This window comes from Marinomonas sp. 63XJN7_9_ISO-PGPR-S23-217 (assembly GCF_056173515.1).
On sequence record NZ_CM149678.1, the window covers coordinates 2,237,348 to 2,250,268 of the forward strand.

10 protein-coding genes and 14 tRNA genes are annotated in these 12,921 nt (G+C 45.6%); all 24 read left to right on the plus strand.

What is annotated here, in order from left to right:
• Positions 1 to 5: 5 nt before the first annotated feature.
• The 24 genes from infC to AC0VYI_RS10495 all read left to right on the plus strand — a co-directional run bounded on the left by infC (position 6) and on the right by AC0VYI_RS10495 (position 12,818).
• Positions 6 to 539 carry a translation initiation factor IF-3 gene (gene infC, locus AC0VYI_RS10380; RefSeq protein ID WP_067016596.1) on the plus strand — a complete coding sequence of 178 codons (534 nt, stop codon included), beginning with the start codon at positions 6 to 8 and terminating at the stop codon, positions 537 to 539.
• Positions 540 to 634: 95 nt separating this feature from the next.
• Positions 635 to 829, plus strand: a complete 195-nt coding sequence (gene rpmI, locus AC0VYI_RS10385; protein ID WP_067343164.1) for a 50S ribosomal protein L35 — start codon at positions 635 to 637, stop codon at positions 827 to 829.
• Positions 830 to 880: 51 nt separating this feature from the next.
• Positions 881 to 1,237: a 50S ribosomal protein L20 gene (gene rplT / locus AC0VYI_RS10390; protein WP_067016598.1), complete on the plus strand. Its 357-nt coding sequence runs from the start codon at positions 881 to 883 to the stop codon at positions 1,235 to 1,237.
• A 128-nt stretch (positions 1,238 to 1,365) separates the two neighbouring features.
• Positions 1,366 to 2,361, plus strand: a complete 996-nt coding sequence (gene pheS / locus AC0VYI_RS10395; RefSeq protein ID WP_067016600.1) for a phenylalanine--tRNA ligase subunit alpha — start codon at positions 1,366 to 1,368, stop codon at positions 2,359 to 2,361.
• Between the two features lie 22 nt (positions 2,362 to 2,383).
• Entirely contained in the window at positions 2,384 to 4,768 is a 2,385-nt protein-coding gene (pheT, locus tag AC0VYI_RS10400) for a phenylalanine--tRNA ligase subunit beta (RefSeq protein WP_475449151.1), read from the plus strand.
• Positions 4,769 to 4,772: 4 nt separating this feature from the next.
• A complete protein-coding gene (locus AC0VYI_RS10405; protein WP_199477623.1) occupies positions 4,773 to 5,069 on the plus strand; it encodes an integration host factor subunit alpha in 297 nt (98 codons plus the stop codon).
• Between the two features lie 415 nt (positions 5,070 to 5,484).
• Positions 5,485 to 5,561 (plus strand) — tRNA-Pro (locus tag AC0VYI_RS10410).
• Between the two features lie 12 nt (positions 5,562 to 5,573).
• Positions 5,574 to 5,649 (plus strand) — tRNA-Thr (locus AC0VYI_RS10415).
• Positions 5,650 to 5,700: 51 nt separating this feature from the next.
• Positions 5,701 to 5,776 (plus strand) — tRNA-Thr (locus AC0VYI_RS10420).
• Positions 5,777 to 5,824: 48 nt separating this feature from the next.
• Positions 5,825 to 5,900: transfer RNA gene (locus tag AC0VYI_RS10425), tRNA-Thr, on the plus strand.
• Positions 5,901 to 5,945: 45 nt separating this feature from the next.
• A tRNA-Thr gene (locus AC0VYI_RS10430) sits at positions 5,946 to 6,021 on the plus strand.
• Positions 6,022 to 6,146: 125 nt separating this feature from the next.
• Positions 6,147 to 6,222, plus strand: a tRNA-Val gene (locus AC0VYI_RS10435).
• A 34-nt stretch (positions 6,223 to 6,256) separates the two neighbouring features.
• Positions 6,257 to 6,333 (plus strand) — tRNA-Asp (locus AC0VYI_RS10440).
• A 29-nt stretch (positions 6,334 to 6,362) separates the two neighbouring features.
• Positions 6,363 to 6,438: transfer RNA gene (locus AC0VYI_RS10445), tRNA-Val, on the plus strand.
• Positions 6,439 to 6,472: 34 nt separating this feature from the next.
• Positions 6,473 to 6,549: transfer RNA gene (locus tag AC0VYI_RS10450), tRNA-Asp, on the plus strand.
• 82 nt (positions 6,550 to 6,631) lie between these two features.
• Positions 6,632 to 6,707: transfer RNA gene (locus tag AC0VYI_RS10455), tRNA-Val, on the plus strand.
• 34 nt (positions 6,708 to 6,741) lie between these two features.
• Positions 6,742 to 6,818: transfer RNA gene (locus AC0VYI_RS10460), tRNA-Asp, on the plus strand.
• Positions 6,819 to 7,033: 215 nt separating this feature from the next.
• Positions 7,034 to 7,109, plus strand: a tRNA-Val gene (locus AC0VYI_RS10465).
• 34 nt (positions 7,110 to 7,143) lie between these two features.
• Positions 7,144 to 7,220: transfer RNA gene (locus tag AC0VYI_RS10470), tRNA-Asp, on the plus strand.
• Between the two features lie 140 nt (positions 7,221 to 7,360).
• Positions 7,361 to 7,436 (plus strand) — tRNA-Val (locus AC0VYI_RS10475).
• Between the two features lie 1,121 nt (positions 7,437 to 8,557).
• Positions 8,558 to 8,857, plus strand: coding sequence for an SHOCT domain-containing protein (locus AC0VYI_RS10480; RefSeq protein ID WP_475449153.1), 300 nt, complete (start codon positions 8,558 to 8,560; stop codon positions 8,855 to 8,857).
• A gap of 16 nt (positions 8,858 to 8,873) precedes the next feature.
• Positions 8,874 to 11,267, plus strand: a complete 2,394-nt coding sequence (locus AC0VYI_RS10485; RefSeq protein WP_475449155.1) for a phosphoketolase family protein — start codon at positions 8,874 to 8,876, stop codon at positions 11,265 to 11,267.
• Positions 11,260 to 12,303 carry a class I fructose-bisphosphate aldolase gene (locus AC0VYI_RS10490; protein ID WP_475449157.1) on the plus strand — a complete coding sequence of 348 codons (1,044 nt, stop codon included), beginning with the start codon at positions 11,260 to 11,262 and terminating at the stop codon, positions 12,301 to 12,303. The genes AC0VYI_RS10485 and AC0VYI_RS10490 overlap by 8 nt, the downstream gene beginning before the upstream one ends.
• A complete protein-coding gene (locus tag AC0VYI_RS10495; protein ID WP_475449159.1) occupies positions 12,303 to 12,818 on the plus strand; it encodes an HAD family hydrolase in 516 nt (171 codons plus the stop codon). Before AC0VYI_RS10490 ends, AC0VYI_RS10495 begins: the two co-directional genes overlap by 1 nt.
• The last annotated feature ends 103 nt before the right edge of the window (positions 12,819 to 12,921 follow it).

The window sequence follows — 12,921 nt, forward strand, 5'->3', positions numbered from 1 at the left end:
GTAATATGAATCGTGGACGTAGTGCCAGTAAGCAGCGTCCTTTAATCAACGAAAACATCCGAGCTAACGAAGTGCGTTTAATCGCCGCTGATGGTGAACAAGTTGGCGTTGTCTCGCTAGACGAGGCACTAAAAGCAGCGCAGGACGCTTCTCTAGATCTAGTGCAAATTGCTGATTCAGATCCAATTGTTTGCAAAATCATGGACTACGGCAAGCATATTTTTGAGGCAAAAAAAGCGAAAGCTGCCCAAAAGAAAAATGCTAAGCAGATCCAAGTTAAAGAAATGAAATTCCGTCCAGGGACGGAGGAAGGGGATTATCAGGTAAAACTCCGCAACCTGATACGTTTCCTTGAAGGCGGGGATAAGGCCAAGGTATCACTACGATATCGCGGCCGTGAAATGGCCCATCAAGAGCTTGGCATGCAGCTTATGAATCGAGTCGCTCAAGACTTAGAGGAATATGGTGTAGTTGAACAAGCCGCGAAAATGGAAGGTCGTCAATTGACGATGGTGCTAGGCCCCAAAAAGAAGAAGTGATTTTAAATAATGTTTTAAGGAAAGCTCAGGCTTTTTAAAAGACCATATTATTAAGAAATTACATTAACATTAACGAATGCGAGAGTGGTTTTATCATGTCCAAAATTAAGTCACACAGTGGCGCGTCTAAGCGCTTCAAACGTACCGCGAATGGTTTTAAACATAAACAGTCTCATACTAGTCACATTTTGACTAAGAAATCGACTAAGCGTAAGCGTCATCTTCGTTCTATGAACCAGATCGCGCAGAGCGACAAAGCGTTAATTGTACGCATGTTGCCTTACATCTAAGTTTAGATTTATTTTTTAGTTCATTTATTTCACTAGTAAAGGGTTTATATTATGCCTCGCGTAAAACGTGGTGTTCAGGCTCGTCGCCGTCACAAGAAGATTTTAAAGCAAGCTAAAGGTTACTACGGTGCACGTAGCCGTGTATTTCGTGTAGCGAAACAAGCTGTCATCAAAGCAGGTCAGTATCAGTACCGTGACCGTCGTCAACGTAAACGTCAATTCCGCGCTTTGTGGATTGCTCGTATTAACGCTGCTGCACGTATCAACGGTTTGTCTTACAGCCGTTTCATTGCCGGCTTGAAAAAAGCGGCCATTGAAATTGATCGTAAAGTATTGGCTGATCTTGCTGTGTACGAGAAAGAAGTTTTTGCTGCTATCGTTACTAAAGCGAAAGCAAGCTTGGCTTAATTCTGACGTAGCCCTAGGGTGATTCAATCTTGAAAGATTCTGTCTTAATAGAGCGAGTTACTCAATGCAGTCTTTGATAGGGGAAGAGCCAATGGTTCTTCCCCTATTTTATTTTTTGGAGTGTATAAATGGAGAACCTAAAGCAGATTCTTGCTGATGCGCTAAGCGCAGTGGCTGCATCTGAGAGTGAGTCCGCGCTAGATGATGTACGTGTGCATTATTTGGGTAAGAAGGGCGCTCTTACGGCTTTGTTGAAACAGCTTGGTCATGTTTCTGCAGAGGATAGACCGAAATTTGGCCAAATGGTCAATGAGGCAAAAAGCCAAGTTCAGGAAAAAATTACTGAGCGTAAGAGTTCGTTAGCCAAAGCAGCACTTGATGCTAAGCTTGCGACTGAAACAATTGATATTTCGTTATCTGGTAAGGGTCAAGAAGTGGGGGGATTGCACCCAGTGACGCGTACTATGGAGCGAATTGAAACCTTTTTTCGTGGTATTGGTTTCGATGTGGCTGCCGGCCCAGAAATCGAAGACGATTACCACAACTTTGAAGCCTTGAACATTCCGGCGCACCATCCTGCTCGAGCAATGCAGGATACCTTCTACTTTAATCCTACTACGGTGCTTAGAACACATACATCACCTGTTCAAGTGCGTACCATGGAAAACACCCAGCCGCCAATCCGTATTATTTGTCCTGGCCGTGTTTATCGTTGTGATTCGGATCAAACGCATACGCCTATGTTTCATCAGGTGGAAGGCTTGTTGATCGATGAAAATATTTCGTTCGCAGATTTAAAAGGCATATTGCAACAGTTTTTGAATGTCTTTTTCGAAGATGATCTTAAAGTACGTTTTCGTCCTAGTTACTTCCCATTCACTGAGCCCTCTATCGAAGTGGATATTATGCGCACGAATAGCAAAGGTGAAGAGTCTTGGTTGGAAGTATTAGGTTGCGGCATGGTGCATCCAAAAGTGCTTGAAATGTCGGGCATCGATTCTGAAAAATACACAGGGTTTGCCTTTGGAATGGGCGTTGAGCGCTTTGCGATGTTGCGCTACAAAGTAGATGATCTTCGTATGTTTTTTGAGAACGATTTACGCTTTCTTAAACAGTTCAAGTAACCAGTCGACCTAGGATGTTTATATGAAATTTAGTGAGAATTGGCTAAGAGAGTGGGTCAATCCAAATATCAGTAGCGATGATTTGGTGGCTCAGATTACTTTGGCTGGCCTTGAAGTGGATGAAGTATTGTCTGCCTCTGCTGCATTTTCTGGTGTGGTGGTGGGGGAAATTATTAGTGCCGAACCTCATCCGAACGCTGATAAACTGCAGGTTTGTCAGGTGTCTGATGGAGTAGAGCAATTTCAGGTGGTGTGTGGTGCGCCCAATGCACGTTCTGGCATTAAAATTCCATTCGCTAAAATTGGCGCTGTGCTTGGTGCCGATTTTAAAATCAAGAAAGCCAAACTGCGCCAAGTTGAATCGTTCGGCATGTTGTGTTCTGCCTCTGAGCTAGGGTTGAGTGATGACCATGATGGCATTATGGAGCTGCCAGCTGTTGCCGTGGCAGGGGAGGATTTCCGTTCCTTCTTGGGGTTGGATGATCAGATCATTGACGTCGATTTAACGCCTAACCGCAGTGATTGCTTAAGTATTGCTGGTTTGGCTCGTGAAGTTGGCGTCTTGAATAAAATAGATTTATCGCCCGTTGAGATTGCTCCAGCAGTAGTCGCCATTGATGATGTGTTTCCCGTTCGTATCGACGTCACGGACGCTTGTCCTCGTTATCTGGGGCGGGTTATTCGCAGTGTTGACGTTTCAGCGACTACACCTCTATGGATGGTAGAAAAGTTGCGTCGCAGTGGTATTCGTTCGATTGACCCGATTGTCGACATTACGAATTATGTCATGTTGGAATTGGGGCAACCAATGCATGCTTTTGATCTGGCCAATTTGTCTAGTTCGATTGTGGTGCGTATGGCAAATAAAGACGAAAAAATCGTCTTGCTTGATGGTCAGGAAGTGGCGTTGCGTGACGACACCATGGTGATTGCTGATGAGAAGGCGCCGTTGGCCATTGCTGGTGTGATGGGAGGCGAAGGCTCTGGCGTCAACTCAGAGACAAAAGATATCTTCTTGGAAAGTGCATTCTTTGCGCCACTTGCTTTGGCGGGTAAGGCGCGTTCTTATGGCTTACATACAGAGTCTTCTCATCGTTTTGAGCGTGGTGTTGATGCAACATTGCAAGAGAAGGCGATTGAACGTGCGACGGCGCTAGTGTTGCAAATTGCAGGCGGTCAAGTAGGGCCGATTGTTCATGCTGTTAATGAAGCGTCTTTGCCAGAAGCTGCGACGGTGATTTTGCGTCGTAAGAAGCTAGATCAATATTTGGCGATGTCTATCGACAAAGCGCAGGTGACGGATATTTTGACTCGTCTTGGTTTGGAAATGGTAGATGTTACGGATGATGCGTGGACGACTAAAGTGCCGTCCCATCGTTTTGATATTTCCATTGAGGCTGATTTGATTGAGGAAATTGCCCGTATCTACGGATATGATAATCTTCCTTCTTCCATGCCTCAGGCGGCGGTGAATTTCACGCCTTTATCTGAGTCAAAAACGAAGATTCAAGTTTTACGTTCTGTTTTGGTTGCACAGGGTTATCAAGAAGCTGTTACGTATAGTTTTATTGATCCTGTGTTAAGTAAGCAATTTTTGCCAAATATTGAGCCTGTGCCATTGGCTAATCCAATTTCTGCCGATATGGGGGTTATGCGTCCAAGTTTGGTGCCTGGGTTGGTTAAGGCGTATCTGTATAACCAAAACCGTCAGCAATCTCGTGTTCGCTTGTTTGAAACTGGACGTCGCTTTATTGGATCGGTCGATGCGCTTGAAGAACTGGATCAACAGTTACAGATTGCAGGGTTGTTGGCTGGTTCTCGTGATGGCGAGGCTTGGTATCATAATGGTGAGAAGGTAGATTTTTATGACCTTAAAGCCCATGTGGAAATGATCTTTGCTTTGAATGGTGGTGTGAAACCTACCTATGAACGTTCTGCGTGTGAATTTTTGCACCCCGGTCGTTCGGCGGATATTTTTGTTGATGGCTGTTTTGTTGGCTTGATGGGTGAGCTTCATCCGCAGCTCTCGAAATCACTTGGAGCTAATCAACCTATCTATGTGTTTGATATCGCTTTAGAGGCAGTAATTAATGCACGTTTGCCTGAATATGAAGCGGTTTCTAAATTCCCGGAAGTGCGTCGTGATCTGGCTTTATTGGTTGATCGCACAGTACCTGTTAGTGACTTAGAGAGAGTGATTTGCTCATCGGCTGGAGATGGCTTCAAAAATGTCTTAGTTTTTGATGTTTATCAGGGCCAAGGCATTGATGAAACGAAAAAAAGTGTCGCTTTGGGCTTGACGTGGCAGCATCCTTCACACACTCTTAGTGATGAAGAAGTGAACAATTCTGTCGAAAAGGTTGTTGCTGCATTATCAGAAGAGCTTAGTGCTGTTGTAAGGGGGTAGTGTTATGGGGTCGTTGACTAAAGCGGATCTTGCTGAGAACTTGGTAGACTCTATCGGTTTGTCTAAGAAAGATGCAAAAGACCTTGTAGAAGGGTTTTTTGATGTCATTCGTGAGTCGCTTGTTGAAAGACAACAGGTGAAGCTGTCTGGGTTTGGTAACTTCGAGGTGCGCGAGAAAAGTCAGCGTCCCGGCCGTAACCCAAAGACGGGTGAGGAAATACCAATTACTGCACGTACTGTTGTGACTTTTCGTCCAGGACAAAAACTTAAGTCAAAAGTAGAAGATTACATGCAAGAGTAATTCTGCTTAGGTGATGTATTAATAGCCCCTATTATCTCGTAGCTCGCCACCTGTTATTGATAGGTGACACTGTTTGGTTGATGGGTAGGGCGACTATACTGTCGATACATGCCTAATTTGTTTTGATAGAAAGCCATTCCTTCTAGGGATGGCTTTTTTTATGCTCAGCCTCTTCTAGGTGAGAAAGTGAGATTTTAAAGAACTGTTTCTGTTGGGGGGTGATCGTTGGCTGGAGTGTGGTTGAGCGTTCGGCTATAAGTATATCTAGATCAATAGCTAAGCAATTTTGTTGTAAAAGAGCTGGTCGTGATTAATTTTAAAAAAAAACTGAATAAAACTCTTCCCTTTTCAATTCGTTATAGTAATATACGCACCCGCTGACACGGACAGAGTTTAATTTTTAAATTGTCAGTTTCGGGGCGTAGCGCAGCCTGGTAGCGCACTAGCATGGGGTGCTAGTGGTCGCAGGTTCAAATCCTGCCGTCCCGACCAAAATTTGAGTTTGCCGCTATAGCTCAGTTGGTAGAGCATCTGACTTGTAATCAGAGGGTCCCGAGTTCGACTCTTGGTGGCGGCACCAGTTTTGGTCAAAACTCTCTATGAGAGTGAAATACAATTTGCTTTTATTAAGGCCGCTATAGCTCAGTTGGTAGAGCATCTGACTTGTAATCAGAGGGTCCCGAGTTCGACTCTTGGTGGCGGCACCACTTCTCATTTTTAGAAGTGTTTAAAAGTAAACTGCGCGTATTTATTATGCCGCTATAGCTCAGTTGGTAGAGCATCTGACTTGTAATCAGAGGGTCCCGAGTTCGACTCTTGGTGGCGGCACCATTTACTTGCTTTGGCTAGTAAATTAAAAAATTATTTTGGCATTAAGCCGCTATAGCTCAGTTGGTAGAGCATCTGACTTGTAATCAGAGGGTCCCGAGTTCGACTCTTGGTGGCGGCACCATCCATTAATAATACGGATGGAAATGTTAAAAATGGTTATGTAGCTCAGTTAGGAGATTGGTCTTAACAAAGCGCATATCGGTGGGAGTTAAGAGCTCCACATCTAACAGATGTAAAATGTTGATTGGGTGTGTAGCTCAGTTGGGAGAGCGTCGCCCTTACAAGGCGAATGTCGGGAGTTCGAACCTCTCCACACCCACCACTTATAAGGTAGTGGTTAAACAGCTTATGACAACGGAGTGGTAGTTCAGTTGGTTAGAATACCTGCCTGTCACGCAGGGGGTCGCGGGTTCGAGTCCCGTCCATTCCGCCATCTTTCGACAAGATGTAAAACTACGAGTCGGGTGTGTAGCTCAGTTGGGAGAGCGTCGCCCTTACAAGGCGAATGTCGGGAGTTCGAACCTCTCCACACCCACCACTTATAAGGCAGTGGCTAAACAGCTTATGATAACGGAGTGGTAGTTCAGTTGGTTAGAATACCTGCCTGTCACGCAGGGGGTCGCGGGTTCGAGTCCCGTCCATTCCGCCATTACTTAGCTAATTAAGTCTGGCAAAGCTAAGAACGGAAGGAGTTAACAAACTCCGCATCGAACAGATGTAAAATGTTGATTGGGTGTGTAGCTCAGTTGGGAGAGCGTCGCCCTTACAAGGCGAATGTCGGGAGTTCGAACCTCTCCACACCCACCACTTATAAGGTAGTGGTTAAACAGCTTATAATAACGGAGTGGTAGTTCAGTTGGTTAGAATACCTGCCTGTCACGCAGGGGGTCGCGGGTTCGAGTCCCGTCCATTCCGCCATCTTTCGACAAGATGTAAAACTACGAGTCGGGTGTGTAGCTCAGTTAGGAAATTGATCTTAACAAGGTGCATATCAGCGGGAGTTCACGAACTCCACATCGCACAGATGTAAAATGTTGATTGGGTGTGTAGCTCAGTTGGGAAAATATTTCCTTATAAGGCGCATATCAGCGGGAGTTCACGAACTTCGCATCGAACAGATGTAAAATGTTATTGGGTGTGTAGCTCAGTTGGGAGAGCGTCGCCCTTACAAGGCGAATGTCGGGAGTTCGAACCTCTCCACACCCACCACTTATAAGATAGTGGCTAAACAGCTTATGACAACGGAGTGGTAGTTCAGTTGGTTAGAATACCTGCCTGTCACGCAGGGGGTCGCGGGTTCGAGTCCCGTCCATTCCGCCACTTACTTTTGATGAGAAGTAAGTTGCAAGTAATGCCATCATTATGATTTTTGTGTGGCTCAGTTGAAAAATATTTCCTTACAAGGTGCATATCAGAGGGAGTTCACGAACTCCGCATCGAACAGATGTAAAATGTTGATTGGGTGTGTAGCTCAGTTGGGAGAGCGTCGCCCTTACAAGGCGAATGTCGGGAGTTCGAACCTCTCCACACCCACCATGATTATTCTTATCTAAAATACTCATCACATTAATTTAAATTTCGCCTCAAAAATTTTAAATAATCTTTGGTTTAATCGCCTGATCCTAACGCAATCTCTCAGACGTCCTTACCGACCCAAACAACTTTACCAATGACAGCCAAATCAAGGGCTTCGCTGTGATGTGCTGAAAGATATGTCATAGACCTACTAAAGCGGGACTAGGTGGTTTTAAATGGGATATAGCGGGAAAGAATCGCTGAACACCAGATAAATAGAAGGCTAGAGCATAGACTCTGGCTTTTTTGCGTTTTGGGGGAGTGAAAAGTTGCGTCCTACCTGGACAATACCCGCGAGATAACTGCAGAACTGAAAGAAGCTCGAATTAATGAGCTTAAAGCCCAACGTGTAGAGTTAGAGCTAAACCCGATTAATGGTATCTCTGTTCAGTGTCAGAAAGATAACAATCAATCAGACATCAAAGAATACACTGCACTGCTAAAGCAATACGCTCAAGCATCAGAAGCAGAGCGCCAGCAGTTTAGCCAAATACTAAACCACGATGGCTCGATCGATTGGACACTTGCCGATAACACAACGTGTCGCGCCATTGCCGAAGAGCTAGAGTAAACCTATCAATATTTCTTTATCCAAAAAGCCACACTCATGCACAGCTATCAAACGGCATTGGCCCAGCTAGCCTCTGAATATGTCAAAACTGCCGCCCAAATCAACGCCATTACGTTAGAGGTTAGCGATGTCTAACGGATGTGAACTAGCCTGGCTCCCTACATGGATCAAATTATTTGAAGCTTCCTGCAACAAACACGACGACGGCTACGAAAACGGCGGTGACGACACCCGCCGCTTCGAATGCGACTGGACATTTCTACAAGCCATGCGCTGTGATGTAAAGCGTCTCAAATGGTACTACAGAGTACGAGCTTCCCATACAGGCAGTAATTCTCGTAAGGCAGCTCCATATTCTAGGTTAAATATAATGAGATAAATATCGTGCCAACCGATGCCAAAAAATCGCGGCGCGTTACATTTTCTCAAAACTGCCATATCCTAAGCGAGCGTCTCGAACTGTTTCGCGAATCTTATAAATCAATTGTTCGTTACCGCACAGAATCATTCTGTGCGCCGTTATAAAGTTGCTCTATGGGTTGATTTGGAAGTCATTCGATTTCCGGCGCGTCGTGTGGAGCTTTGTATGTATCAAGAATATTGGAATGGTTGGAGTTGGCTATTGTGGCTGGGCTTTTGGTTTTTGCTGATTTCTAGTTTTGGGCATTGGGGTTACAGCTATCGCTCGAATCGTCGTTACTTTGGGCAAGCCAGTAAAACGGCGCTGGATATATTGAACGAGCGTTATGCTCGCGGTGATATTGAGCAAGCAGAGTTTTCTCGCATCAAGAAAGAGATCGCCAGCAAATAATAGGGAGCATCTCACTGTGCCAAAAACGACGATGCAAACCGCAACGCTAGCACCGGATCAACTGAGCTTAATAGACAGATACTGGCGAGCGAGTAATTACTTGTCGGTTGGGCAAATTTACCTTCATGATAACCCGCTATTGGCACGGCCTTTAGCGCTTGCTGATATAAAGCGCATATTGCTTGGTCACTGGGGCACGACCCCCGGACAGAACTTTATTTACGTGCATTTGAATCGCATTATTAAACAGTACGATTTGAGCATAATTTACCTATCAGGCCCAGGCCATGGAGGGCCTGCCGTCGTAGCAAATACATATTTAGAAGGCAGCTACAGCGAGATTTACCCTGATATCAGTCAAGACACGGTCGGCTTACAAAAGCTTTTTAAACAGTTTTCTTTTCCCGGTGGCATCCCTAGCCATGCCTCCCCTGAATGCCCTGGTTCTATTCATGAAGGCGGTGAACTCGGCTATTCCTTGAGTCATGCTTTTGGCGCAGTATTTGACAATCCCGATTTAATTGCGGCTTGTGTGGTCGGCGATGGAGAGGCCGAAACGGGGCCACTGGCAACGGCTTGGCATTCGAATAAGTTTCTTAATCCTATTACCGATGGCGTAGTTTTGCCTATTTTGCATTTGAATGGCTACAAAATTGCAAATCCAACCATTCTCGCTCGCATCAGTGATAGGGAGTTAGAGCAGCTATTTCTAGGATACGGTTGGCATCCTATTTATGTCGAAGGCTGTGATCCTGACTACATGCATAAAGCCATGGTGACAGCGCTCGACTTTGCGGTACGGGAAATCAAAGCGATTAAATTAAATGCCCAAGACAGTGGTATCTTTGAACGCCCACGTTGGCCGATGATTATTCTCAAATCTCCGAAAGGTTGGACTGGTCCTAAAATAGTTGATGGCGTGCAGATTGAAGGCACTTTTCATGCCCATCAAGTGCCAATCTCTAATCCAGAATCGAAACCAGAGCATTTGCCATTAATAGAAGAGTGGTTGCGTAGTTATCACCCTCAAGAATTATTCGATAGCCTTGGTCGTTTGTTACCGGAGCTGGCTGATCTGGCGCCACAAGGTGAGCGCCGCATGGGCGCGAATCCTCATGCCAACGGTGGTTTGCTACTGAAACCCTTACAAATGCCAGATTTTCGTGACTACGCATGCGAAATGCCAAAACATGGCGTGCGTGGCGTTGGTGACACTCATGTACTCGGGCCGTTTGTGCGCGATGTGGTCATGCTTAATCAAGACAATTTTCGAGTGTTTGGTCCAGATGAAACCATTTCTAATGGGCTTGAAGCGGTATTCGAAACCACCAATCGACAATGGGATGCGACCACAGAAACCAATGACGAATATCTAGCACCCAATGGTCGAATAATTGAGATGCTCAGCGAACATCAATGTCAGGGCTGGTTAGAAGGCTATTTGCTGACAGGCCGACACGGTTTATTTAATTGCTACGAAGCCTTTATTCATATTATTGATTCCATGTTTAACCAGCATGCCAAATGGCTAAAAGTCACCGCTGGTTTGTCTTGGCGACCTAAGATCGCCTCGTTGAATTATCTATTGGCGTCTCATGTTTGGCGTCAGGATCACAATGGCTTTACACACCAGGATCCGGGGTTTATCGATCATGTGGTGAATAAAAAAGCCGACATTGTTCGAGTTTATTTACCGCCCGATGCTAATTGTTTGCTTTCGGTGATGGATCACTGTTTGCGCAGCAAGCATTACGTCAATGTGGTTGTTGCCGGAAAGCATCCAGCGCCGCAATGGTTGGATATGGACGCAGCTGTTAAGCATTGTGCGGCGGGTATTGGTATTTGGGATTGGGCGAGTAATGATACTGGAGCAAATGGTTATGCTGAGCCTGATGTGGTAATGGCCTGTTGTGGCGATGTACCAACGCTGGAAACCTTAGCCGCGGTGTCTATTTTGCGAGCGCATTTACCCATGCTGAAGATTCGTGTGGTGAACGTAGTGGACTTAATGAAGCTGCAGCCGCAAACCGAGCATCCACATGGTCTGAATGATGCCGAGTTTGATTTTCTGTTTACCGAAAACAAGCCGGTTATTTTTGCATTTCATGCTTATCCCTCGTTAATCCACAAATTAACCTACCGGCGCACGAATCACCACAATATTCATGTACGAGGTTACAAAGAAGAGGGCACCATTACGACGGCTTTTGATATGACAGTACTGAATGATATGGATCGTTTTCACTTGGTAATGGATGTGATTGATCGACTTCCCCAGACTGGTCAGAAAGGGGAAGAATTGAAAAAGATGTTGAGTGAAAAATTGATAGCACATCGACACTACATCAATGAATTCGGTATAGACATGCCGGAAATTCGTGATTGGAAGTGGAGTAACAAGAGTGAATAACTCGACATTAATAGAGGTAGCGAAGCGCTTATTGGCCGATGATAAAGGCCTATTAGCGATGGACGAAAGCGTAGCGACATGCAATCAGCGCTTTGCCAAATTGGGCATTACGCAAAGCTTAGCCATGCGACGCGCCTACCGAGAGCTGATCGTAACGACCCCCAGATTAGGCGACAGTATCAGCGGGGCGATTTTATTCGACGAAACCATGCACCAGCATACTCAGGATGGCATGTCTTTTATAAATGTTCTACTTGATGCGGGTATTATTCCTGGCATCAAGGTCGATGCTGGCACTGTCGATATGGCGGGTCAACCTGGAGAAAAAGTCACTGAAGGCTTGGATGGTTTACGAGAACGGCTAAAGGCTTATGCATTATTGGGCGCGCGTTTCGCAAAATGGCGGGCAGTATTCAGCATTGACGTAGATCTTATTAAAACCAGAATGATTGATCGGGTCACCCCATCGAAAGCCTGTATTGAAGCCAACGCCCATGCCCTCGCACGCTATGCGGCCTTGTGCCAAGAAGCAGGAATGGTTCCGATCATCGAGCCAGAAGTCATGATTAATGGCAGTCATACCTTACAACAATGTGCGCATGCGACAGAAGATGTCTTAAGAGCCGTATTTCAACACTTGAATGAGCAAGGTGTACTATTGGAAGGTTTGCTATTAAAACCCAATATGGTACTGCCTGGATTACGTTGCCCTGTACAGGAAAGCGTTGAGACAGTAGCTGATATGACGGTGAATTGTCTTTTGCGCACTGTCCCTGAGGCGGTGCCAGGTGTTGCTTTTTTGTCCGGTGGACAAACGCCAGAACTGGCTGCGGCGCGCTTAAATGCCATGAATAGCCGATACAAGTCTCGCTTGCCCTGGGTGCTGACTTTTTCATTTTCCCGTGCGATTGAGTTGCCTGCTTTAGAGGTTTGGCTTGGCCAAGATGCGAATATTGAAGCGGCACAAAACGTTTTACTGCAAAGAGCCGCCAACGACAAAGCCGCACGTCGTGGCGAATATTCTGCCGCTGACTAATGGTCGACATCAGAATGGTTGATGAGGTTGTATTTCTGCTGGATGTTGATAACACCTTGCTTGATAACGACACCATTTTGGGCGAATTGAGGGCTTTTTTAATTCACGAAATCGGCTCAGAGAACAGCGCTCGATACTGGCTTATATTTGACACGTTGCGTACACAACTGGGTTATGCCGATTATCTAGGTGCGCTGCAGCAGTATCGACTTGAACATCTTGATGATCATCGTGGGCTCTTGATGGCCAAATTTTTCCTTGATTATCCCTTTAAAGATCGGCTCTACCCTGATGCATTACCACTCATTAAGCATCTGAAAACGCTCGGTAGGACGGTCATCTTGACCGATGGCGAAGCCGTCTTACAGCCGCGCAAAATAAAGCGTTCAGGATTATGGGATGCGGTGGATGGTCAGGTCCTGATTTATATTCATAAAGAAACCATGCTGACACGATTGAGCAACACTATCCCGCTAAGCATTATGTCATGGTGGATGATAAGTTGTGCATTTTGACCGCCATGAAACACGTTTGGGGGCCTCGTCTTACCAGGGTTTTTCTAAGACAAGGACATTACGCCTACGATCCAGAAAAGACAGATTCTTATCCAACTGCCGA